This is a genomic window from Aurantiacibacter hainanensis (genome assembly GCF_036321025.1).
In the GTDB taxonomy this organism is placed as follows: domain Bacteria; phylum Pseudomonadota; class Alphaproteobacteria; order Sphingomonadales; family Sphingomonadaceae; genus Alteraurantiacibacter; species Alteraurantiacibacter hainanensis.
In genome coordinates, this window is the sequence record NZ_JAZAPB010000002.1 from 1,075,664 (window position 1) to 1,098,110 (window position 22,447).

The 22,447-nt window shown below is 61.5% G+C and carries 32 protein-coding genes; 31 read left to right on the top strand and 1 reads right to left on the bottom strand.

Annotated elements, in window-relative coordinates; all coding sequences use genetic code 11:
* Positions 1-197: 197 nt before the first annotated feature.
* Positions 198-1,988, bottom strand: coding sequence for a hypothetical protein (locus tag AAA989_RS12550; RefSeq protein ID WP_338244065.1), 1,791 nt, complete (start codon positions 1,986-1,988; stop codon positions 198-200).
* A 506-nt stretch (positions 1,989-2,494) separates the two neighbouring features.
* Here AAA989_RS12550 and rpsL point away from each other — a divergent pair.
* From rpsL to AAA989_RS12705, 31 genes are all read left to right on the top strand, one after another.
* Positions 2,495-2,866 (top strand): 30S ribosomal protein S12, encoded by a 372-nt coding sequence (rpsL, locus tag AAA989_RS12555; protein ID WP_338244067.1) that lies wholly within the window; start codon positions 2,495-2,497, stop codon positions 2,864-2,866.
* 70 nt (positions 2,867-2,936) lie between these two features.
* On the top strand, positions 2,937-3,407 hold the full coding sequence (gene rpsG / locus AAA989_RS12560; RefSeq protein WP_338244068.1) for a 30S ribosomal protein S7: 471 nt from the start codon (positions 2,937-2,939) through the stop codon (positions 3,405-3,407).
* A gap of 108 nt (positions 3,408-3,515) precedes the next feature.
* The gene (fusA, locus tag AAA989_RS12565) at positions 3,516-5,615 is read left to right on the top strand and encodes an elongation factor G (protein ID WP_338244070.1); all 2,100 of its coding nucleotides are present in this window, start codon (positions 3,516-3,518) and stop codon (positions 5,613-5,615) included.
* 96 nt (positions 5,616-5,711) lie between these two features.
* Positions 5,712-6,902 carry an elongation factor Tu gene (tuf, locus tag AAA989_RS12570; protein WP_338244072.1) on the top strand — a complete coding sequence of 397 codons (1,191 nt, stop codon included), beginning with the start codon at positions 5,712-5,714 and terminating at the stop codon, positions 6,900-6,902.
* A gap of 340 nt (positions 6,903-7,242) precedes the next feature.
* Positions 7,243-7,554, top strand: coding sequence for a 30S ribosomal protein S10 (rpsJ, locus tag AAA989_RS12575; RefSeq protein WP_010234663.1), 312 nt, complete (start codon positions 7,243-7,245; stop codon positions 7,552-7,554).
* Positions 7,555-7,820: 266 nt separating this feature from the next.
* Positions 7,821-8,681 (top strand): 50S ribosomal protein L3, encoded by an 861-nt coding sequence (gene rplC, locus AAA989_RS12580; protein WP_338244074.1) that lies wholly within the window; start codon positions 7,821-7,823, stop codon positions 8,679-8,681.
* A gap of 2 nt (positions 8,682-8,683) precedes the next feature.
* Positions 8,684-9,307 (top strand): 50S ribosomal protein L4, encoded by a 624-nt coding sequence (gene rplD, locus AAA989_RS12585; RefSeq protein ID WP_338244076.1) that lies wholly within the window; start codon positions 8,684-8,686, stop codon positions 9,305-9,307.
* Positions 9,300-9,614, top strand: coding sequence for a 50S ribosomal protein L23 (locus AAA989_RS12590; protein ID WP_338244077.1), 315 nt, complete (start codon positions 9,300-9,302; stop codon positions 9,612-9,614). The genes rplD and AAA989_RS12590 overlap by 8 nt, the downstream gene beginning before the upstream one ends.
* 4 nt (positions 9,615-9,618) lie before the next feature.
* Positions 9,619-10,455 carry a 50S ribosomal protein L2 gene (gene rplB / locus AAA989_RS12595; RefSeq protein ID WP_338244079.1) on the top strand — a complete coding sequence of 279 codons (837 nt, stop codon included), beginning with the start codon at positions 9,619-9,621 and terminating at the stop codon, positions 10,453-10,455.
* 6 nt (positions 10,456-10,461) lie between these two features.
* Entirely contained in the window at positions 10,462-10,737 is a 276-nt protein-coding gene (gene rpsS, locus AAA989_RS12600) for a 30S ribosomal protein S19 (RefSeq protein WP_120078135.1), read from the top strand.
* Positions 10,737-11,114, top strand: a complete 378-nt coding sequence (rplV, locus tag AAA989_RS12605) for a 50S ribosomal protein L22 (RefSeq protein WP_119584499.1) — start codon at positions 10,737-10,739, stop codon at positions 11,112-11,114. The genes rpsS and rplV overlap by 1 nt, the downstream gene beginning before the upstream one ends.
* A 1-nt stretch (position 11,115) precedes the next feature.
* The gene (gene rpsC / locus AAA989_RS12610) at positions 11,116-11,811 is read left to right on the top strand and encodes a 30S ribosomal protein S3 (RefSeq protein ID WP_338244082.1); all 696 of its coding nucleotides are present in this window, start codon (positions 11,116-11,118) and stop codon (positions 11,809-11,811) included.
* Positions 11,812-11,822: 11 nt separating this feature from the next.
* Entirely contained in the window at positions 11,823-12,257 is a 435-nt protein-coding gene (gene rplP, locus AAA989_RS12615; RefSeq protein ID WP_338244084.1) for a 50S ribosomal protein L16, read from the top strand.
* Positions 12,257-12,466, top strand: coding sequence for a 50S ribosomal protein L29 (rpmC, locus tag AAA989_RS12620; protein WP_338244086.1), 210 nt, complete (start codon positions 12,257-12,259; stop codon positions 12,464-12,466). Before rplP ends, rpmC begins: the two co-directional genes overlap by 1 nt.
* Before the next feature lie 10 nt (positions 12,467-12,476).
* A complete protein-coding gene (gene rpsQ / locus AAA989_RS12625; protein ID WP_338244088.1) occupies positions 12,477-12,773 on the top strand; it encodes a 30S ribosomal protein S17 in 297 nt (98 codons plus the stop codon).
* Between the two features lie 60 nt (positions 12,774-12,833).
* Positions 12,834-13,202: a 50S ribosomal protein L14 gene (gene rplN, locus AAA989_RS12630; protein ID WP_119584489.1), complete on the top strand. Its 369-nt coding sequence runs from the start codon at positions 12,834-12,836 to the stop codon at positions 13,200-13,202.
* Positions 13,202-13,522 carry a 50S ribosomal protein L24 gene (rplX, locus tag AAA989_RS12635; protein ID WP_338244090.1) on the top strand — a complete coding sequence of 107 codons (321 nt, stop codon included), beginning with the start codon at positions 13,202-13,204 and terminating at the stop codon, positions 13,520-13,522. Before rplN ends, rplX begins: the two co-directional genes overlap by 1 nt.
* Positions 13,515-14,093: a 50S ribosomal protein L5 gene (gene rplE / locus AAA989_RS12640; protein WP_338244091.1), complete on the top strand. Its 579-nt coding sequence runs from the start codon at positions 13,515-13,517 to the stop codon at positions 14,091-14,093. Before rplX ends, rplE begins: the two co-directional genes overlap by 8 nt.
* Before the next feature lie 43 nt (positions 14,094-14,136).
* A complete protein-coding gene (gene rpsN / locus AAA989_RS12645; RefSeq protein ID WP_338244092.1) occupies positions 14,137-14,442 on the top strand; it encodes a 30S ribosomal protein S14 in 306 nt (101 codons plus the stop codon).
* Between the two features lie 11 nt (positions 14,443-14,453).
* A complete protein-coding gene (rpsH, locus tag AAA989_RS12650; protein ID WP_338244095.1) occupies positions 14,454-14,849 on the top strand; it encodes a 30S ribosomal protein S8 in 396 nt (131 codons plus the stop codon).
* Positions 14,849-15,382 carry a 50S ribosomal protein L6 gene (gene rplF / locus AAA989_RS12655; protein WP_338244097.1) on the top strand — a complete coding sequence of 178 codons (534 nt, stop codon included), beginning with the start codon at positions 14,849-14,851 and terminating at the stop codon, positions 15,380-15,382. Before rpsH ends, rplF begins: the two co-directional genes overlap by 1 nt.
* Before the next feature lies 1 nt (position 15,383).
* Positions 15,384-15,728, top strand: coding sequence for a 50S ribosomal protein L18 (gene rplR / locus AAA989_RS12660; protein ID WP_338244099.1), 345 nt, complete (start codon positions 15,384-15,386; stop codon positions 15,726-15,728).
* On the top strand, positions 15,728-16,582 hold the full coding sequence (rpsE, locus tag AAA989_RS12665) for a 30S ribosomal protein S5 (RefSeq protein ID WP_338244101.1): 855 nt from the start codon (positions 15,728-15,730) through the stop codon (positions 16,580-16,582). The genes rplR and rpsE overlap by 1 nt, the downstream gene beginning before the upstream one ends.
* Positions 16,583-16,588: 6 nt before the next feature.
* Positions 16,589-16,768: a 50S ribosomal protein L30 gene (rpmD, locus tag AAA989_RS12670; RefSeq protein ID WP_338244103.1), complete on the top strand. Its 180-nt coding sequence runs from the start codon at positions 16,589-16,591 to the stop codon at positions 16,766-16,768.
* Positions 16,769-16,870: 102 nt separating this feature from the next.
* Positions 16,871-17,398: a 50S ribosomal protein L15 gene (gene rplO / locus AAA989_RS12675; protein WP_338244105.1), complete on the top strand. Its 528-nt coding sequence runs from the start codon at positions 16,871-16,873 to the stop codon at positions 17,396-17,398.
* A 105-nt stretch (positions 17,399-17,503) separates the two neighbouring features.
* Positions 17,504-18,868, top strand: coding sequence for a preprotein translocase subunit SecY (gene secY, locus AAA989_RS12680; protein WP_338244107.1), 1,365 nt, complete (start codon positions 17,504-17,506; stop codon positions 18,866-18,868).
* A gap of 41 nt (positions 18,869-18,909) precedes the next feature.
* Positions 18,910-19,560 (top strand): adenylate kinase, encoded by a 651-nt coding sequence (locus AAA989_RS12685; protein ID WP_338244109.1) that lies wholly within the window; start codon positions 18,910-18,912, stop codon positions 19,558-19,560.
* Positions 19,561-19,598: 38 nt separating this feature from the next.
* Positions 19,599-20,138: an SRPBCC family protein gene (locus tag AAA989_RS12690; protein WP_338244111.1), complete on the top strand. Its 540-nt coding sequence runs from the start codon at positions 19,599-19,601 to the stop codon at positions 20,136-20,138.
* 287 nt (positions 20,139-20,425) lie between these two features.
* Positions 20,426-20,794, top strand: a complete 369-nt coding sequence (rpsM, locus tag AAA989_RS12695; RefSeq protein WP_338244113.1) for a 30S ribosomal protein S13 — start codon at positions 20,426-20,428, stop codon at positions 20,792-20,794.
* A 52-nt stretch (positions 20,795-20,846) separates the two neighbouring features.
* Entirely contained in the window at positions 20,847-21,236 is a 390-nt protein-coding gene (gene rpsK / locus AAA989_RS12700) for a 30S ribosomal protein S11 (protein ID WP_047003266.1), read from the top strand.
* Between the two features lie 107 nt (positions 21,237-21,343).
* Entirely contained in the window at positions 21,344-22,399 is a 1,056-nt protein-coding gene (locus AAA989_RS12705; RefSeq protein ID WP_338244118.1) for a DNA-directed RNA polymerase subunit alpha, read from the top strand.
* The last annotated feature ends 48 nt before the right edge of the window (positions 22,400-22,447 follow it).

A 22,447-nucleotide genomic window follows, 5' to 3' on the forward strand; every position in this document is an offset into this window, starting at 1 on the left:
GCGTCAGCGCGCCGCAAGGCCGAATGGCCGCCCGGAGCGAAGCGGAGGAAAGCCAAGTGAGCGGGAGTCGCAGACGTGGCAAAGCCCCACCCGAACGCTGGCGCTTGAGGCTAAACAAATAATGGTATGCTAGGTCATGCGCCGGGGGAAGCATCGACCCAAATCGCTCCCAAGATGCAGGGAAGGCGTAATCTGCCTTAGTGGCGTGCTAAACAACGCATCAACTCACGAAACTCTTCGTCGGGGTTAGCCGCCTTGAACTTCTTCCGACGTTTAGCTTCGTAATCCATGGAATTCTCAATTGAGTGGACGATCATATCGATATCGCTTCGTCCGTCAGCATTCTCCGCTCTAAAAATGATGTTTTGAAGAGCCGTCCTGTAATATTCGTATGCATTCTTCGCGAGAGAGTCGATGTAACTCGGAACGTTACCTGAATGAATAAATTGATTCCTGGCGCGGTAAATTCTTGATACCTGCCAACCTATTCGCTCACCGTGTCTCTTTACCGTATCAGCCGTATGAGAAACCGATTTAAACCGTTCCCTCAGATTCAAAATCGTTTGAACTGCTGATGGATTCGCATGAAGCTTAGCGAGAAGGTCTGTTCTTTCCTTATCGAAATTCGGAGAGAACATTAGCGTTTGGAATTTGCGTGAATCGTCCATTGATGTTTCTATCCCCGCTTCACCAAAAGCGACGTCCAGTGCCTTGCGATGACTCTTGCGCAGTGCGTTGAATACAGCCGTCGAATATCGCCACGGATAATTAAGGCAGATGCACGGCTCTAAGCATTTTCTATAGTGCTTAATCCTTGTGTCATCATCGGGAGGGTCTCCGAACAATATTTCAATCGCAGACCAAACGGAAATTAATTGAGTTTCAGATGAGGTATTATTTCGCGAGTGTGCTACATTTTCAGAAGAACTAATAATCCTCTCGACTGACGAAATCTCGAATTTTGTTAGAGAGGTAAGTGCGTAGCGCCGGACGAATTTTGCGTAGGGTTTAGTTAGAGCCTCATTCAATTCCTGTAGATTGTGTGATCCTCTTTGGACTAGCTGATATTGAGAGGCATTCTTTTCGCGGACAAAACTGTAGTCTCGACCTTTAAGGCTAACCCCTTTGTCTTGGAGGATCGTAATCGAGCGGAATATGCGAGGAAAGATTTCCGCATCTCTGGCGGCCGTGAACGCATCGCGGGACGGCTCGATAACTTTAAGAAAACTGTCACTTGCAGATACATTCGGCGAAGCAGCGATCAAGCTTTTCAGCGCTGACGGTATCGCAGAACCGGGTGTGGGCTTAAATCGATCGATACCAAGTCTCGCGAGAAGTTTTTCAGTTGAACCGAATACAGGTATCCAAACTTCGAATTCCTTTTCGTCGCGGGGAAAATATGCGAAAAAGCGGCGAATTTTTCTCTTGTCGAATCTGGTAATCGGATCGTTGAAAAATACGTCTTCCAGGCATTTCTTTATATAGGCTTTATTATATCCGGCATTGATCAGAAAAGAAAGGTAGATGTCAGTCTTGCCGTAAATGGACTGATAGAAATCTTCATCGTCGAAGATTGAAATGATATCATTCTCTTGCCGTTTCTGATAATAATTCAAAAGTTTCCGATATAGGAAGGTTGCCGCTTGTCCTATGCTGCCGTATTGTCGGGCTTTCCCATCGTCGACTGAGAAGAAATAGTTTATATAGAACTCGCTTTCGTTACCGATGATTGATTGGGCGGCAAGATCGTTCTTTAATGTTTGGCCTAATTCTTTGCAGGGGTCGACGAGATTCTTATAGCTAACGCCGTGATCAGTGATTTCCTCGGCTATTCGCTCAATTTCTGCTAAGCGAGCCAGCGTGTCTAGTGACTGCACGCGAAAGCTTTCATAGGATCTGTCATCAAGAAGCAGCAGTGCCGTCTGAGCGAAATAGAGGCCTTTCCGCGCAGTCTCGGTGTTTGGCCAGTCGTTGGCAGGTGGTTGCATCTCGTCCCCAATAAAGAATGGTGTGGCACGTCCTAGTGAAGCTCAGTTCTTTTCACTAGGTTGCGCGATAGGAACTCCACACCCTTGACCCCCCACCCAAATCCAACTAAGTGCGCCCCCATCCGAGGCCACGCTCCAACCAGCGAGTCCCCGGTCAGATAGAGCTGAACATTGCCGGTCATGTCCCGGGGCTCCCGTTTGCAGGAGCCCTTTTCTATTGCGGAGCAATCCGTGGGGCAGCCGTCAAAGTAACCCGGTGCCAGGTGCATCTGGTGGAGTGTTTCAGGCTCGCGCGACATGTTCGCTGGCTCTGCCCTCGCGGCGGCACCGGCGGCTTCGCACGATCCCGATACAGTCCAACAGGTGCTCGTAAAAGCACCATTCGCATGGGTCCAACCCGTTCGCCCACGCTTGTCGCAGGGCGAAGTGCCTGGAAGGCGATGTCGCCCTCCGACAGGTGCGGGGAACGAAGGGGACGGACCCGCAAAAAACGGTGAAGGAATACAATGCCGACTATCAACCAGCTGGTGCGCAAGCCGCGCAAGCCCGTGAAGACGAAGAGCAAGTCTGCAGCCATGCAGTCCAGCCCGCAGAAGCGTGGCGTTTGCACCCGCGTCTACACGACGACCCCGAAGAAGCCGAACTCGGCACTGCGCAAGGTGGCCAAGATCCGTCTGACCAACCAGCGCGAGATCATCGCCTACATCCCCGGCGAAGGTCACAACCTGCAGGAACACTCCGTGGTGCTGATCCGCGGCGGCCGTGTGCGCGACCTTCCCGGCGTGCGTTACCACGTGCTGCGCGGCGTGCTCGACACGCAGGGCGTGAAGGACCGCAGGCAGTCCCGTTCGAAGTACGGCGCCAAGCGTCCGAAGTAAGTCTCACGCGGTCTGGCACCGCAAGGTGGCCCCGCAGAGGGTCGCCGACACTCCGAAGGAGTTCTGAAAAATGTCACGTCGTCGTCGTCCCGAGAAGCGGGAAATCCTGCCCGATCCCAAGTTCGGAGATCAGGTGCTGTCGAAGTTCATGAACAACCTGATGCTGGACGGCAAGAAGGCCGTTGCCGAAGGTATCGTCTACTCCGCGCTGGATACGGTGGAGGCCCGCGCCAAGACCGATCCGATCGCGCTGTTCCACGATGCGCTGAACAACGTGAAGCCGCAGGTCGAAGTGCGCAGCCGCCGCGTCGGCGGTGCCACCTACCAGGTGCCGGTCGAGGTGCGTCCCGAGCGTGCCCAGGCGCTGGCCATCCGCTGGCTGATCACCGCCGCGCGCGGCCGTGCCGAAACCACCATGAGCGCGCGCCTCTCGGCCGAGCTGATGGATGCCGCCAACAACCGCGGCAATGCCGTGAAAAAGCGCGAGGACACGCACCGCATGGCGGACGCGAACCGCGCCTTCTCGCACTACCGCTGGTAGGGCGTTTCGCTTGCGGGCCGGGGCGCTTCGTCCCGGCCTTCAAGCTGTCACATTCGAGACTATATGGGGCGCGATCCGTTACGCCCCGAACCTTTTGAGGAATTGAACATGGCCCGCGACTATCCGCTGGAGCGCTATCGCAACATCGGCATCATGGCTCACATCGATGCCGGCAAGACCACCACGACCGAGCGTATTCTGTATTACACCGGCAAGTCCTACAAGATCGGCGAAGTGCACGATGGTGCCGCCACGATGGACTGGATGGAGCAGGAGCAGGAGCGCGGCATCACCATCACCTCGGCGGCGACGACCACCTTCTGGTCGGCCGAGGATGGCCAGGGTCCCAAGCACCGCATCAACATCATCGACACTCCCGGACACGTCGACTTCACCATTGAAGTCGAGCGTTCGCTGCGCGTGCTCGACGGCGCGGTCGCCGTGTTCGACGGCGTCGCGGGCGTAGAACCGCAGTCCGAAACCGTGTGGCGCCAGGCGGACAAGTACAAGGTCCCCCGCATGTGCTTCATCAACAAGCTCGACCGCACCGGTGCCGACTTCTACTACTGCGTGCAGTCGATCATCGACCGCCTCGGCGCGACGCCGCTGGTGCTGTATCTCCCGATCGGTGCCGAGAGCGACCTCGAGGGCGTGGTCGACCTCGTCAACATGCGCGGCATCGTGTGGGAATCGGAAGGCCTGGGCGCGACGTTCAACTACGTCGACATCCCCGCTGACCTCGCCGACAAGGCTGCCGAATACCGCGAGAAGCTGGTCGAGACTGCCGTCGAGCAGGACGACGACGCGATGGAAGCCTACCTCGAAAACGGCGAAGAGCCCGATGCCGCCACGCTGAAGAAGCTGATCCGCAAGGGTACGCTGGCCCAGGCCTTCGTGCCGGTGCTGTGCGGCTCGGCGTTCAAGAACAAGGGCGTTCAGCCCCTGCTCGACGCCGTGGTCGACTACATGCCGGCCCCGACCGACGTTCCCGCGATCCGCGGCGTCGTGCCGGGTGACGAGGACAAGGAAGAGAAGCGTCCGTCTTCGGATGACGAGCCGTTCTCCGCGCTCGCCTTCAAGATCATGAACGACCCGTTCGTCGGCACGCTCACCTTTACCCGTATCTATTCGGGCAAGCTCTCGAAGGGCACCGTTCTGAACTCGGTGAAGGACAAGCGCGAGAAGATCGGCCGCATGCTGCTGATGCACTCCAACAACCGCGAGGACATCGAGGAAGCATTCGCCGGCGACATCGTCGCCATCGCGGGTCTCAAGGAAACCACCACGGGTGACACGCTGTGTGCCCCGAACGCTCCGATCATCCTGGAGCGCATGGAATTCCCCGAGCCCGTGATCGAGCTTTCCGTGGAACCCAAGACCAAGGCCGACCAGGAAAAGATGGGCGTCGCCCTCAACCGTCTGGCTGCCGAGGATCCCTCGTTCCGCGTCTCGACCGACCACGAATCGGGCCAGACGATCATCAAGGGCATGGGCGAGCTTCACCTCGACATTCTCGTCGATCGCATGAAGCGCGAGTTCAAGGTGGAAGCCAACGTGGGTGCGCCGCAGGTGGCCTACCGCGAATCCATCCGTCGCGAAGTCGAAGTGACCTACACCCACAAGAAGCAGTCGGGTGGTTCGGGCCAGTTCGGTGAAGCCAAGGTCAAGGTGATCCCCGGCGAACGCGGCCAGGGCATCATCTTCGACGATCAGGTCAAGGGCGGCAATATTCCCCGCGAATATATCCCCTCGGTCGAGAAGGGCATGCGCGAGCAGGCCGAAAGCGGCTACCTCGTCGGCTTCCCGATCATCGACTTCACGATCCAGCTCCTGGACGGCAAGTACCACGACGTCGACTCGAGCACGGTCGCGTTCGAAATCACCGGTCGCGGCGCGATGCGCGAAGCGGCCGAGAAGGCCGGCATCAACCTGCTCGAGCCGGTGATGAAGGTGGAAGTGGTGACGCCGGAAGAGTTCATGGGCGACGTGATCGGCGACCTGAACTCCCGTCGTGGCCAGATCCAGGGCACCGACACCCGCGGCAACGCGCAGGTGGTCGAGGCCCACGTGCCGCTGGCCAACATGTTCGGCTACGTCAACGAGTTGCGTTCGTTTACCCAGGGCCGCGCCCAGTACACGATGCAGTTCAGCCACTACGACGAAGTTCCGTCGAACGTGGCGCAGGAGATCAAGGAGAAGCTTGCCTAAGGGAAGGCAAGCGTCTAGGGGCGGCGCCTTGTTCAACGGGTGCCGCTTCCTCTCCCGGTGAAATTCAATTTTTGACTAACAGAGGTTTTTAGAAAAATGGCGAAGGAAAAATTCCAGCGGAACAAGCCGCACTGCAACATCGGCACCATCGGTCACGTCGACCACGGCAAGACCACGCTGACGGCCGCTATCACCAAGGTGATGGCTGAGACCTTCGGCGGCGCGGCTGTCGATTTCGCGAACATCGACAAGGCTCCCGAGGAGCGCGAGCGCGGCATCACCATCTCGACCGCGCACGTCGAGTACGAGACCGATGCGCGTCACTATGCGCACGTCGATTGCCCGGGCCACGCCGACTACGTGAAGAACATGATCACCGGCGCGGCACAGATGGATGGCGCCATCCTCGTGGTGAACGCTGCCGACGGCCCGATGCCGCAGACCCGCGAGCACATCCTGCTTTCGCGTCAGGTCGGCGTGCCGGCGCTGGTCGTGTACCTGAACAAGGTCGATCAGGTTGACGACGAAGAGCTGCTCGAGCTGGTCGAACTAGAAGTTCGCGAACTGCTGAGCGACTACGACTTCGACGGCGACAACATTCCGATCATCAAGGGTTCGGCCCTGGCCGCCCTGGAAGGGCGCGACGACGAAATCGGCAAGAACTCGATCCTCGAGCTGATGAAGGCCGTTGACGAGCACATCCCGCAGCCCGACCGTCCGGTCGACCAGGACTTCCTGATGCCGATCGAAGACGTGTTCTCGATCTCGGGTCGTGGTACGGTTGTGACCGGCCGTGTCGAAACCGGCGTGGTGAATGTTGGCGACGAAGTCGAAATCGTCGGCATCAAGGACACCCAGAAGACGACCGTGACCGGCGTGGAAATGTTCCGCAAGCTGCTCGATCGCGGTGAAGCTGGCGACAACATCGGTGCCCTGATCCGCGGCGTGGGCCGTGAAGAGGTGGAGCGTGGCCAGGTTCTCGCGAAGCCGGGTTCGGTTACGCCGCACACCGAGTTCAACGCCGAGGTCTACGTGCTGTCGAAGGACGAAGGTGGCCGTCACACGCCGTTCTTCGCCAACTACCGCCCGCAGTTCTACTTCCGCACCACCGACGTGACCGGCGAAGTGATCCTTCCCGAGGGCACCGAGATGGTCATGCCGGGCGACAACGTGACGATCGGCGTGAAGCTGATCGCCCCGATCGCCATGGACGAAGGCCTGCGCTTCGCTATCCGTGAGGGTGGCCGCACGGTCGGCTCGGGCGTGGTCTCGAAGATCACCAAGTAATCCGGCGGCGCCAGCCAGTGGCGCCAGGGATTGAAAACGGGTCCGGTTCTCATCTTGAGAGCCGGACCCTTTTCGGTAGGAGCTCCAGTGCAGCGCCGCGTTGAACGGCGCGGGCACGGTGTCCGAAAAATGACGCATTTCGGGGGTTGCATGGCAGACCGCTCCCCCGTATATGCGCGCCAACCGATGGAGATTCGTCTCCATCAAAACGAATTTTAATTGGAAGGCCGCCCGTTCCGGGAAACCGGGCAAAAGCGGGGCGGGCCTTTTTATTTTTGGCGGGCCGGATACGGCAACTGTTGAAAGCTCGCTTGGCTCTTTCGCATCGGTAGACGGAATTATGGACGCACAGAATATTCGTATTCGCCTCAAGGCCTTCGATCACCGCGTGCTCGACCAGGCAACTGGCGAGATTGCGGACACTGCACGCCGCACTGGCGCGCTTATCCGTGGTCCTATTCCGCTCCCGACGCGTATCGAGAAGTTCACCGTGAACCGCGGCCCGCACATCGACAAGAAGTCGCGCGAGCAGTTCGAGGTGCGCACCTACAAGCGGCTGCTCGACATCGTGCAGCCCAACGCCCAGACGGTCGACGCGCTCATGAAGCTGGACCTTGCTGCGGGTGTTAACGTCGAGATCAAGCTGGCCTAGGCCAGATCGACCGGTCCTTCTGGCAGGACCTTAAACCGCCGGAAAGATACGGGGCTCCTACTGGCCCCGCCGGATAGCCAGCAGTTCTGGTTGCCCGGCAAGACATAGGGATACCGCCGGATTGATCCGGGCTGCGTCCCCCGTCTCGCTCAATCGGCAGCTTGCCGTGCGAGCAATTCAGCCCGGACGGGGCGACGTTTCGAAAAATTCGGGCTGGCAAGCACCTGGGGATGGTCCCCTTGTGCCTCTGTGTAGGAGTTTTGACGATGCGCACTGGCGTAATCGCGAAAAAAGTCGGGATGACCCGCCTGTTCCAGGAGGACGGACGTCACGTTCCCGTGACCGTCCTGTCGCTGGAAGGGTGTCAGGTTACCGGACAGCGCACGGCCGATCGCGACGGCTATTTCTCGGTCCAGCTCGGCGCTGGCACGGCGAAGCAGAAGAACGTTGCCAAGCCGCAGCGCGAAGCCTTCGCCAAGGCCGAAGTCGGCCTGAAGATGAAGGTTGCCGAGTTCCGCGTGGAAAACGAAGAAGGTCTGCTGCCTGTCGGCGCGACCATCACCGCCGACCACTTCATTGCCGGCCAGAAGGTCGACATCACCGGTCACACGGTGGGCAAGGGCTTTGCCGGCGCGATGAAGCGCTGGGGCTTCGGCGGTCTGCGCGCGACCCACGGCGTTTCCATCTCGCACCGTTCGCACGGTTCGACGGGTAACCGCCAGGATCCGGGCAAGGTCTTCAAGAACAAGAAGATGGCCGGCCACATGGGCGATCGTCAGCGCACCCAGCAGAACCTGGAAGTCGTGCGCACCGATTCCGATCGTGGTCTGATCTTCGTTCGCGGCTCCGTGCCGGGTGCGAAGAACGGCTGGCTGCTGGTTCGTGACGCCGTGAAGCTTCCGATGCCGGAAAATGCGCCGTTCCCCGGCGCGCTGCGTCGCAACGCCGATCAGATCGAGCACGAAGAAGCCGATGCCGGCCTGGTCGAGAGCGCGGCAGAGCACGCTGTGAACCCCGAAGTTTCGCCGGAGATGCAGGAAAAGCTGATCCAGCAGCAGGATTCGGGTGTCGGTACCGAGGGCGGAACGCCCGAGGCCGATCCCAATGACAAGAACGAGGAGTCCTGATCGTGAAGGTCAAGGTCCAGAAAATCGACGGCAAGGCCGCCGGCGACGTTGAGCTCAGCGATGCCGTGTTCGGTGTCGAGCCGCGCGCCGATATCCTGCACCGCGTCGTTACGTGGCAGCTGGAAAACCGCCGCGGCACCGCCCGCCCGACGCGTGAGCGTTCGGACGTCAATCGTACCGGCAAGAAGTGGGGCCGCCAGAAGGGTTCGGGCAATGCCCGCCACGGCGACCGCGGCGCACCGATCTTCATCGGCGGCGGCAAGGCTCATGGTGCGCGCAAGCGTGACTTCGAGCAGTCGCTGAACAAGAAGGTGCGTGCCCTCGGTCTCAAGATGGCGCTCTCCAGCAAGGCGAAGAACGGTCTGATCGTTCTCGACAGCCTCGAGCTGAAGGATGCCAAGACCAAGGCGCTCAAGGGCCACTTCGACAAGAATGGCTGGAGCGGCAAGGTGCTGGTGATCGGCGGCGAAAGCGTCGACGATGCCTTCGCCAAGGCGGCTCGCAACCTTCCGGGCGTGGACGTGATGCCGGCTGTCGGCGCCAACGTCTACGACATCCTCAACCACGATACGCTGGTCCTCACCAAGGACGCGGTCGAGAAGCTGGAGGCGCGTTTCAATGGCTAAGAAGCAGGAAATCGACGCGCGTCACTATGACGTGATTCTCGCTCCGCACATCACCGAGAAGGCGACCCTCCTGTCGGAGCACAACGCCGTGGTGTTCAAGGTGGCGAACGATGCAACCAAGCCGCAGATCAAGGAAGCGGTCGAGGCGCTGTTCGACACCCAGGTGAAGAGCGTCAACACGATCGTTTCGAAGGGCAAGTCCAAGCGCTGGCGCGGCAAGCCCTACAAGCGGACCGATTCCAAGAAGGCTATCGTGACCCTCGCCGAGGGCGCGAAGCAGATCGACATCACCGAAGGCGTGGGCTGATCCGATGGCACTGAAAACATTCAATCCGACAAGCCCCGCTCGCCGTGGCCTCGTCTTGGTCGACAAGACCGGCCTCCACAAGGGTGGCCCGGTCAAGTCGCTGACCGAGGGCAAGACCAAGACCGGCGGCCGCAACAACAAGGGTCACGTGACCTCGCGCGGCAAGGGCGGCGGCAACAAGCAGAAGTACCGCTTCATCGACTTCAAGCGTCGCAAGTGGGACATGGAAGCGACCGTGGAGCGGATCGAATACGATCCCAACCGCACCGCCTTCATCGCGCTGATCAAGTACGAGGACGGCGAGCTGTCCTACATCATCGCTCCCAACCGTCTCGCACCGGGTGACAAGATCATCGCCGGCGAGAAGGTCGACACGAAGCCGGGCAACGCGATGCTGCTGGGTCAGATGCCGGTGGGCACCATCATCCACAACGTGGAGATGAAACCGGGCAAGGGCGGCCAGATCGCCCGTTCGGCAGGCACCTACGTGCAGCTGGTCGGTCGCGACCGCGGCATGGTCATCGTGCGTCTCAACAGCGGCGAGCAGCGTTACCTGCGTGCCGATTGCATGGGCACGGTCGGCGCGGTGTCGAACCCCGACAACCAGAACCAGAACCTGGGCAAGGCCGGTCGCCGGCGTCACATGGGCATCAAGCCGCTGACGCGTGGCGTCGCCAAGAACCCGGTCGACCACCCGCACGGTGGTGGTGAAGGCCGCACCAGCGGTGGCCGTCACCCGGTCACTCCGTGGGGCAAGCCGACCAAGGGCGCCCGCACCCGTAAGAACAAGCAGACGGACAAGATGATTATCCGTTCGCGTCACGCGAAGAAGAAGAGGTAAGGCACCATGGCACGTTCCGTCTGGAAAGGTCCGTTTGTCGAGCTGAGCCTTCTGAAGAAGGCGCAGGAAGCGCAGGAAGCGAACAACACCAAGCCGATCAAGACCTGGTCGCGCCGTTCGACGATCCTGCCCGATTTTGTCGGCCTGACGTTCAACGTCTACAATGGGCACAAGTTCGTGCCCGTCTCGGTCAACGAGGAAATGGTCGGTCACAAGCTTGGCGAGTTCGCGCCCACGCGCAGCTTCCCTGGCCACGCTGCCGACAAGAAGGGTAAGCGCTAATGGCAAAGGCTAAGTCTCCCCGCCGCGTGGCGGACAACGAGGCGCTGGCTGTCGGCACCACCATCCGTGGTTCCGCGCAGAAGCTGAACCTCGTGGCCGCCCTCATCCGTGGCAAGAAGGCCGAGGAAGCGATGAACATCCTCTCTTTCTCCAAGCGCGCGATGGCCCGCGATGCACAGAAGGTGCTCGCATCGGCAATCGCCAATGCCGAGAACAACCACGATCTCGACGTCGACGCCCTGGTCGTCGCCGAAGCGAGCGTCGGCAAGTCGATCACCATGAAGCGGTTCGCAACGCGCGGCCGTGGCAAGTCCACGCGTATCCTCAAGCCGTTCAGCCGGCTGCGGATCGTCGTACGCGAAGCAGAAGAGGCGTAAGATGGGTCACAAGAGCAATCCGATCGGTCTGCGCCTGCAGATCAACCGTACCTGGGACAGCCGGTGGTACGCCGAGGGTGGCGACTATGCCAAGCTGCTCAAGGAAGACATCGAGATCCGCAAGCACATCATCGAGAGCCTGCCGCAGGCAGCGATCTCGAAGGTCGTGATCGAGCGTCCGGCCAAGCTGTGCCGCGTGTCGATCTATGCCGCGCGTCCCGGTGTCATCATCGGCAAGAAGGGCGCCGACATCGAGAAGCTGCGCACCAAGCTGGCTTCGATGACCGAGAGCGAAGTGAAGCTGAACATCGTCGAGATCCGCAAGCCGGAAATCGACGCCAAGCTCGTCGCCCAGGGCATCGCCGACCAGCTGGTTCGCCGTGTGGCTTTCCGCCGCGCGATGAAGCGCGCGATGCAGTCGGCCATGCGCCTTGGTGCCGAAGGCATCAAGATCATGTGCGGCGGTCGTCTGGGCGGTGCGGAAATCGCCCGCGTGGAACAGTATCGCGAAGGTCGCGTGCCGCTTCACACGCTGCGCGCCAACATCGACTATGCCGAAGCCGAGGCGCTGACCGCCTATGGCATCATCGGCATCAAGGTGTGGGTCTTCAAGGGCGAGATCCTGGGTCACGACCCGACCTCGCAGGACCGCCTGATGATGGAATCGCAGACGTCCGGCGTGCGCCCGGCCCGCTAAGGTAGAGAACCATGCTGCAACCGAAAAAGACCAAGTATCGCAAGGCCTTCAAGGGCAAGATCCATGGCAATGCCAAGGGCGGCTCGACGCTCAACTTCGGCTCCTATGGTCTCAAGGCCATGGAACCCGAGCGTCTGACCGCGCGCCAGATCGAAGCTGCGCGTCGTGCCATCACCCGCGCCATGAAGCGCCAGGGACGCCTGTGGATCCGCGTGTTCCCCGATGTTCCGGTGTCGAAGAAGCCTGCCGAAGTCCGTCAGGGCAAGGGCAAGGGTGCGGTCGAATACTGGGCTGCCCGCGTGAAGCCGGGCCGCGTGCTGTTCGAACTCGATGGCGTCCCCGGCCCCGTCGCTGCGCTCGCTTTCGAGCGCGCCGCGATGAAGCTGCCGATCAAGACCAAGGTCGTCGCGCGTTTCGGCGACACCTCGCACCTGGGAGGCGAATAATGGCCAAGATGGAAGACCTTCGTACGAAGACCGACGATCAGCTGGCCGAACAGCTGACCATGCTGAAGAAAGAGCAGTTCAACCTGCGTTTCCAGGCCGCGACCAACCAGCTCGAGGGTTCTGCCCGCGTGAAGGTTGTCCGCCGCGAGATCGCGCAGATCAAGACGCTGCAGAACGAGCGCGCCGCCTCGGCTGGCGCGGAAGCGTAAGGAGTAGACAATGCCCAAGCGTATCCTGACCGGGACTGTCACCTCCGACAAGACCGACAAGACCGTGACCGTGCTGGTCGAACGCCGCGTGAAGCACCCGCTCTACGGGAAGATCATCAAGCGTTCGAAGAAGTATCACGCTCACGACGAGAAGAACGAATACGTCGTTGGCGACAAGGTTCGCATCGAGGAGACCAAGCCGATCTCCAAGACGAAGACCTGGGCGGTGAAGGACCGTCTCGTCGCCAGCCGCGGACAGGCAGTGGAAGCCGACCTCGAGGTCGAAGCCGCCACACCTGGTAACTGAATTAGACGTTAGGAACTGCCGGGCGAGTGTCCCGGCAAGCCAAGAGAAGGAACCGGATCGATGATCCAGATGCAATCCAATCTCGACGTCGCGGACAACAGCGGCGCAAAGCGCGTCCAGTGCATCAAGGTGCTGGGCGGGTCTAAGCGTCGTACCGCGTCTGTCGGCGATGTGATCGTGGTTTCCGTTAAGGAAGCCCAGCCGCGCGCCCGCGTTAAGAAGGGCGACGTGCACCGTGCGGTGATCGTGCGCACCCGGAAGGACGTTCGTCGTCCCGATGGCAGCGTGATCCGTTTCGACAGCAATGCCGCGGTCCTCGTGAACAAGAACGAGGAGCCGATCGGCACCCGTATCTTCGGCCCGGTGGTTCGCGAACTGCGCGGCAAGGGCTTCATGAAGATCATCTCGCTCGCTCCGGAGGTGCTCTGATGGCATCCGCTAAAATCAAGAAGGGCGACACGGTTGTGGTGCTCTCGGGCAAGGACAAGGGCCAGACCGGCACTGTCCAGCAGGTCATGCCGAAGGATGGCAAGATCCTGGTCGAGGGCATCAACGTGATGACCCGTCACCGCAAGCCTTCGCAGGCAAATCCGCAGGGCGGCATCGATCGCGTGCCCGCCCCGATGGCGATCTCCAAGGTCGCCGTCGCCGATCCCAAGGACGGCAAGCCCACCCGTGTCCGCTTCGAAGAGAAGGACGGCAAGAGGGTGCGCGTGGCCGTCAAGTCCGGGGAGACCATCGATGGCTGATTACACGCCCCGCCTGAAGCAAAAGTACCAGGACGAGATCGTCAAGGCGATGACCGAGAAGTTCGGTTACAAGAACCGGATGGAGGTTCCGCGCCTCGAGAAGATCACGCTCAACATGGGCGTCGGCGAAGCGAGCCAGGACAAGAAGAAGGTCCAGACCGCTGCCGAGGAAATGGAACGTATTGCCGGCCAGAAGCCGGTGATCACCAAGGCCAAGAAGTCGATCGCGCAGTTCAAGCTGCGTGATGGCATGCCGATCGGTTGCAAGGTGAACCTGCGCCGCGACCGCATGTACGAATTCCTCGATCGCCTGGTGACCATCGCGATGCCGCGCATCCGCGACTTCCGCGGGCTGAATCCGAAGAGCTTCGACGGCCATGGCAACTACGCCATGGGCATCAAGGAGCAGATCATCTTCCCGGAGATCAGCTACGACAAGATCGAGAAGGTGCGTGGCATGGACATCATCGTCACCACCACCGCAAAGACCGACGAAGAGGCGCGAGAGCTCCTCAAGCTGTTCGGTTTCCCGTTCCCGGCCGAGACGGCCGAAGAGAAGGAAGCGGCGTGAGCCGTTTCCCTGACGCAGACAAGCAGAAGAGAGCTTAAGTCCAATGGCGAAACTGAGTTCCATCAACAAGAACGAGAAGCGCAAGCAGCTCGTCAAGAAGTACGCGGACAAGTACGCGAAGCTGAAGGCAATTGCCGACGATGAGTCGCTCGACGATACCGAGCGTCTCATGGCACGCCTGAAGATGGCCGAACTGCCGCGCAATGCGAACCCCACCCGTGTGCGCAACCGCTGCACCACCACCGGCCGCCCGCGCGGCTACTATCGCAAGTTCGGGCTCAACCGCATCGAACTCCGGAATCTGGCCAACAAGGGCCTGATCCCGGGCGTGACCAAGTCGAGCTGGTGAGGACCTGACGAATGGCTATGACCGATCCCCTGGGTGATATGCTCACCCGCATCCGCAACGGCCAGCAGGCGAAGAAGGACTCCGTCCTTTCGCCGGCGTCCAAGCTGCGTGCGAACGTGCTCGAAGTGCTCCAGCGCGAAGGCTACATCCGTGGCTACAGCGAGGACACCAGCGGCAAGCACAAGGCGCTGCGGATCGAACTGAAGTATTTCGAGGGCGAACCTGCGATCAAGCACGTTGCCCGTGTGTCCAAGCCGGGTCGCCGCATCTACTCGGGCAGCAAGGAGCTGCCGGCGGTGCGCAACGGCCTTGGCATCACCATCGTCTCGACGCCGAAGGGCGTGCTTTCGGACAACGAAGCGCGCGTGGAAAACGTCGGCGGCGAAGTGCTGGCGGAGGTGTTCTGATGAGCCGCATTGGCAAACGTCCGGTGGCGCTCCCCAGCGGGGTGACCGCCAAGATCGAAGACGGCAAGTTGATCGTGAAGGGCTCCAAGGGCGAGCTTTCCATGTCGACGTCCGACCTGATCGAGTACAAGATCGAAGGCGAGGAAATCTCCGTCCAGCCGGCGAACAAGACGCAGAAGGCGCGTGGCTACTGGGGCATGCAGCGTACGCTGGTGCAGAACCTGGTCGATGGCGTGACCGAAGGCTTCACCAAGACGCTGGAGATCACCGGTGTCGGCTACCGCGCCCAGGCGCAGGGCAAGAAGCTCAAGCTGCAGCTCGGTTTCAGCCACGACGTCGATCTCGACGTGCCGGAAGGTATCGAGGTGAAGACGCCCGACCAGACCACGGTCGAGATCTCGGGCATCGACAAGCAGAAGGTCGGGCAGTTCGCTGCCGAGGTCCGCGAATGGCGCAAGCCGGAGCCCTACAAGGGCAAGGGTGTGAAGTATCGCGGCGAGTACATCTTCCGCAAGGAAGGAAAGAAGAAGTAAGATGGCAAAGCTTTCCCTCTTTGAACGTCGCCGCCGCCGCGTGCGCACCGCGCTCCGCAAGCGTGCGGGTGGCAAGCCCCGCCTGTCGGTGCACCGCACCGGCCAGCACATCTACGCGCAGATCATCGACGATTCCGATGGTCGCACCGTCGCTGCCGCCAGCACGCTGGGTGGCAAGGCCTCGGGCGCCAATGTCGAAGCCGCCAAGCAGGTCGGCAGCGAAATCGCCGCAGCCGCCAAGAAGGCGGGCGTGACGACTGTCGTGTTCGATCGCGGCGGGTTCCTGTTCCATGGCCGCGTCAAGGCGCTGGCCGATGCCGCCCGCGAAGGCGGGCTGGAGTTCTGATGATGGCCGACGAAAACAAGAACGAAGAGACCAAGCCGGAAACCGGCGCCGCGGAAACGCCCGAAGCGGCGGCTGCCAAGGCCGAGACGAAGGTCGAGGAAAACATCGACGGCTCCACGCCGACCCCGACGCTGGCCGAGACTGAGGCTCACGCCAACCAGTCCGCGGCCGGCGGCGACGAAGGCCGTCCGCGTCAGCGCGGTGGCCGTGGTGGTAACCGCGACGACAACCGTGGTGGCGGGCGCGATGGCGGCCGTGGCCGAGGGCGTGGCGGACGCGACGATCGTCGTGGCCGCGGCGGTGACGACGACGGTGGCGAGGAGCTGATCGAAAAGCTCGTCCACATCAACCGCGTCGCCAAGGTGGTGAAGGGCGGCAAGCGCTTCGGTTTTGCCGCGCTGGTCGTGGTGGGTGACGGCAAGGGTCGCGTCGGCTTCGGCCACGGCAAGGCCCGCGAAGTGCCGGAAGCCATCAACAAGGCGACCGCCGCCGCCAAGAAGAAGATGATCCGCGTGCCGCTGAAGGAAGGTCGTACCCTCCATCACGACGGTCGTGGCCACTTCGGCGCCGGCAAGGTGAACGTCCGTTCGGCGCCTGCCGGTACCGGCATCATCGCCGGTGGCCCGATGCGTGCCGTGTTCGAAAGTCTTGGCGTCGCCGACGTGGTGACCAAGTCGATCGGCACGTCCAACCCCTACAACATGATCCGCGCCACCTTCGATGCGCTGAACAACCAGTCTTCGCCGAAGTCGGTTGCCCAGCGTCGCGGCAAGAAGGTTGCCGACCTGCTGGGTCGCGGCGGCCAGGTGAGCGAAGCCGAGGCCCAGGCCGAAGCCGAAGCGATCACGGAGTAAAGTCAGATGGCTACCATCAAGATCAAGCAGGTGGGCTCGCCCATCCGTCGTCCGAAGGATCAGCGCAAGATCCTCATCGGCCTTGGCCTCAACAAGATGCACAAGGTCGTCGAACTGAAGGACACCCCGGAAGTGCGCGGCGCGATCGCAAAGTTGCCGCACATGGTGGAGATCGTGGAGGGCTGACGCCTTCCGCGACACCGAAACACAATTGACGGTCGTGGCCCGCTGGCGTAGCGGGCCGCTTCCATTTTTCAGCGCGAAGACAGCGAAAGCGAGTGCAAAACTATGAAACTGAACGACATCCGTGACAACGAAGGCGCCCGCAAGGGCCGTATGCGCGTCGGACGCGGCATCGGCTCGGGCAAGGGCAAGACCGGCGGCCGTGGCCAGAAGGGCCAGAAGAGCCGTTCGGGCGTGGCCATCAAGGGCTTCGAAGGCGGCCAGATGCCGCTGCACATGCGTCTGCCGAAGCGTGGCTTCAACAACCCGTTCGGCAAGGACTATGCCGAGGTCAACCTCGGCCAGGTGCAGAAGCTCGTCGATGCCAAGAAGCTGGACGCCAAGTCCACCATCGATCACGAGACCCTGAAGGCTGCCGGCGTTGCCCGTGGCGGCAAGGACGGCGTACGTCTGCTGGCCAAGGGTGAACTCACCGCGAAGCTGACCTTCAAGGTCGCCGGTGCCTCCAAGTCTGCTGTCGAAGCGGTCGAAAAGGCCGGCGGTTCGGTCGAGGTGATCGACAAGGGCAAGCCCGAGCACGAGAAGAAGGCTGCCCGCCGCGAAGCGAACAAGGCCGCCAAGTCCGGTAAATAATCGGAATTTTCGGGACACGCGGGTTCGACAACCGGCCCGCGTGTCCCTATCTAGCCTTCCTGAGCCGGGAGGGACCGGCGTAAACACCAGGATTACAGACTTCTCATGGCTTCACGCGCCGACAATCTGGCAAGCTCGCTGAGTTTTTCGAACTTCAGCAAGGCCACCGAACTCAAGCAGCGCATCTGGTTCACCATCGGTGCGCTGATCGTTTTCCGCTTCCTCAGCTTCGTGCCGCTTCCCGGCGTCAATCCGCTGATCCTGGAATCGCTCTACGACCAGACCCGTGGCGGCATCCTCGACATGTTCAACATGTTCTCCGGCGGCTCGCTGGAGCGCATGAGCCTGATCGCGCTGGGCGTGATGCCCTACATCACCGCCTCGATCGTGATCCAGCTGGCTGCCTCGCTGCATCCCAGCCTGATGGCGCTGAAGAAGGAAGGCGAGGCCGGGCGCAAGAAGCTCAACCAGTACACGCGCTATGGCACGGTGTTCCTTTGCGCCATCCAGGGCTGGTTCCTGGCCAGCGGACTGGAAGCCTACGGTGCACAGAGCGGCCTGCAGGCCGTGGTGGACCCCGGCGTCATGTTCCGGGTGGTGGCCGTCATCAACCTGGTGGGTGGCACCATGTTCCTGCTGTGGCTGGGTGAACAGATCACCGCGCGCGGCATCGGCAACGGCGTGTCGCTGATCATCATGGCGGGCATCGTCGCCCAGTTCCCCACGTTCACGGCGAACCTGTTCGAAGGTGGCCGCACCGGTTCGATCAGCGGCGTACTGATCGGCGGACTCGTGGTGATGGTCGTGGTCCTGATCCTCGTCATCTGCTTCTTCGAGCGCGCCCAGCGGCGGCTGCTGATCCAGTATCCAAAGCGAGCAACGCAACGCGGCGGCATGCAGGCCGACCGTTCGCACCTGCCGCTGAAGCTGAACACCGCCGGCGTGATCCCGCCGATCTTCGCCAGCTCGCTGCTGCTGCTGCCGCTGACGATCACGCAGTTCGCGGGCAATTCCGTCGATACCTCCAGCACCTGGGGCGGCGTGATCGTCACGCTCAACCAGTACCTGGCGCACGGGCAGCCGCTGTACATGCTGCTGTACGGCCTCGGCATCATGTTCTTCGCCTTCTTTTACACCGCGGTCGTCTTCAATCCCGAGGACACGGCGGAGAACCTGAAGAAGAACGGCGGCTTCATTCCGGGCATCCGTCCGGGCAAGCGAACGGCCGACTATCTCGATTACGTGCTGACCCGCATCACGGTGGTCGGTGCCATTTACCTGACGGCAGTCTGCATCATTCCCGAATGGGGTATCGCGCAGACTGGCCTGCCGCTGTTCCTGGGCGGCACAAGCCTGCTGATCGTCGTCAACGTGACCGTCGACACCATCAGCCAGATCCAGTCGCACCTGCTGGCCCACCAGTACGGGGACCTCATCAAGAAGGCCAAGTTGAAGGGCCGCATGCGCTAGGATAGCGATGCGGTCTCTTCGAAGAGGGGATTCGCACTTTCATGAATATCATCCTGTTGGGGCCTCCCGGGGCGGGGAAGGGGACGCAGTCCACCAATCTGGTCCAGCATCACGGAATGCGTCAGCTTTCCACCGGCGACATGCTGCGCGCCGCGGTGAAGGCGCAGACTCCCGTTGGAGTGAAGGCCAAGGAGATCATGGATCGCGGCGAACTGGTGTCGGACGAGATCGTGTCCGCCCTGATCGATGCCGAGCTGGCCGCGATGGGCGATGACGTGGGCGCCATTTTCGATGGCTATCCCCGCACCGAGGCCCAGGCCGAGGCGCTGGACGAACTGCTCGCCAAGCATGATCGCAAGCTGACCCACGTGATCGAACTGGTGGTGGATGAAGAGGCGCTGGTCGACCGCGTCACGGGTCGCTTCACCTGCGCGAATTGCGGGGAAGGATACCACGAACGGCACAAGCTGCCCGCGACACCCGGTGTCTGCGACAAGTGCGGCTCTACCGAGTTCAAGCGCCGTCCCGACGATACGGAAGACACCGTTCGCACCCGCATGAAGGAATACCGCGCCAAGACCGCGCCGATCCTGCCCTTCTATGAAAGGCGCGGCATCGTGCAGCGGGTCGACGGCATGGATTCCATCGATGCCGTAACCACCGCCATCGAGAAGGTCTTGGCCTCCGCCTAGGGTTCGGTTTATCTCTCCGCCAGTGGGCGGAGGGACAGATGCGAACATTGGCGATTGCTCTGGGAGCGACATTCCTGGCGGCGCCCGCCGCCGCGGAAGTGGTGGAATCCTCGAGCGGCGGCTTCGCCACGCGTGACAGCGCCGTTGTCACCGCGGATCGCCACGCCGTGTGGGAAGCGCTCGTCCACCCGGAAAACTGGTGGAGCCATACCTGGTCGAACGACTCCGCCAATCTCAGTCTCGACGCGCGGGCCGGCGGCTGCTTCTGCGAAACCCTTCCCGGTGCCGAAGGCGCGGGTGAAGGCTCGGTCGAGCACATGCGCGTGATCATGGTGATGCCGGGCAGCACCCTGCGCATGTCCGGCTCGCTTGGCCCGCTCCAGGCCGAAGGGCTGGTCGGCACGCTTACCGTCACGCTGGAAGAAGTGGAGCAGGGCACGCGGATCAACTGGGAATACGTGACCGGCGGCCAGGCGCGCTTTGCCGCCGCCGATTTCGCGCCCGTCGTGGACGGCGTGCAGACCGAATTCCTCAACGGTCTGGTCGAGAGGCTGGGCGGCGCTGTTGAAGAGAGCTGACGCGAATTTTGACTAGGCCGCGCTGGCGCGGTATATAGCGGATCCGGAGCAGGGATTGCTCCAGCGGGCAACGGAACTTTCCGTTGGCTCGCTTTGACCTGTTGACGCGCGAGGGGAATCACCCTATCTGCGCGCTCTATTCGTCCATGCGTATCGACAGACATCATCAGGCGGCAGCTTTCGGCCGGCCTCCTGTTTTCGCTATCGGCACCGTCGGACGGATATTTTTAGCGATGAGATAGGGGCGTCCCTTCGCGGCGCATCCCCTGTGGAGCATGGAGAATTAAGTGGCTCGTATTGCCGGGGTAAACATCCCCACCAACAAGCGCGTTATCGTTGCGCTCACCTATATTCACGGTATCGGTCCGACCACGGCGAAGAAGATCGCCGACAAGCTGGGCATCGATCATTCCCGCCGCGTGCAGGACCTGACGGACGCCGAAGTCCTCCAGATCCGTGAAACGATCGACGCTGACTACACCGTGGAAGGCGACCTTCGTCGCGACACCGCGATGAACATCAAGCGCCTCATGGACCTCGCCTGCTATCGCGGCCTGCGTCACCGCAAGGGCCTGCCCGTTCGCGGCCAGCGCACCCACACCAACGCCCGCACCCGCAAGGGCAAGGCCAAGCCGATCGCCGGCAAGAAGAAGTAAGCTCGGGAACTCCCGCGCTTTTCCCTTCTTAGGTATATAAGGAACAAAGACGATGGCACGCGAACCAGGCCGTATCCGGCGCCGCGACAAGAAGAACATTTCCAGCGGTGTTGCTCACGTCAACGCCAGCTTCAACAATACCATGATCACCATCACCGATGCGCAGGGCAATGCGATCAGCTGGTCCAGCGCCGGCATGATGGGGTTCAAGGGCAGCCGCAAGTCCACGCCCTATGCCGCGCAGGTCGCCGCCGACGACGCTGGCAAGAAGGCCGCCGAACACGGCGTGCGGACGCTCGAGGTTGAGATCAAGGGCCCGGGTTCGGGTCGTGAAAGCGCGCTGCGGGCGCTGCAGGCGGTGGGCTTCACCATCACCAGCATCCGCGACGTGACGCCGATCCCGCACAATGGCGTGCGGCCGTCCAAGCGTCGTCGCGTCTGATCGAAGCCTGCCGCGGGGCTCTCGTCCCGCAAACAGTCACTCGCATCGGCCGCGGCGTTCCAGCGCTCCGCGGCCTTTGCGCCACGAAATACCTTTAGGGGAAGTCCATGTCCGTCAATACGAAGAACTGGCAGGAACTGAAGAAGCCCAACACTCTCGACATCAAGGAAGGCGCCGACAAGAAGCGCAAGGCGACTTTCGTCGCCGAACCGCTCGAGCGTGGCTACGGCCTGACGCTGGGCAATGCTCTGCGCCGCGTCCTGCTTGCCAGCCTTCAGGGTGCCGCCATCACCTCGATCAAGATCGAGAACGTGCTGCATGAATTCTCCTCGCTGGCCGGCGTGCGCGAGGACGTGACCGACATCGTCCTGAACGTGAAGCAGATCGCGCTGAAGATGGAAGGCGAGGGCCCCAAGCGCCTGCAGCTTTCCGCCACCGGCCCGGGTGAAGTGAAGGCCGGCGACATCGCCGTTTCGGGTGACATCGAAGTCCTCAACAAGGACCTCGTGCTCTGCCACCTCGACGAGGGCGCGACGCTGAACATGGAACTCACCGCCGATACCGGCAAGGGCTATGCCCCCGCCGTGCAGAACCGTCCGGCCGATGCGCCGATCGGCCTGATCCCGGTGGACAGCCTGTACTCGCCCGTCAAGCAGGTGAGCTACAAGGTCGAGAACGCCCGCGTCGGCCAGGAACTGGACTTCGACAAGCTTTCGCTGACCATCGAGACCGACGGCACCGTCACCCCCGAGGATGCGATCGCCTACGCCGCGCGCATCCTGCAGGACCAGCTGACGCTGTTCGTCCACTTCGAGGACGGCATCCCGCAGCCTTCCAGCGCCATGATCGGCGTTGCCGCAGAGCCGCAGGAAAGCGACACCAACCAGCTCAACCGCTACCTCCTCAAGAAGGTGGACGAACTGGAACTGTCGGTGCGTTCGGCCAACTGCCTGAAGAACGACAACATCATCTACATCGGCGACCTGGTCCAGAAGACCGAGGCCGAGATGCTCCGCACGCCGAACTTCGGCCGCAAGTCGCTCAACGAGATCAAGGAAGTCCTTTCCTCGATGGGCCTGCGCCTCGGCATGGACATCCCCGGCTGGCCGCCGGAGAACATCGAGGAAATGGCCAAGAAGCTGGAGCAGGAACTGCTCGGCTAATTGCCGCAAAGGGGTTTGGGCCGGACCCCGTTTTCCGGCCTGCACTGG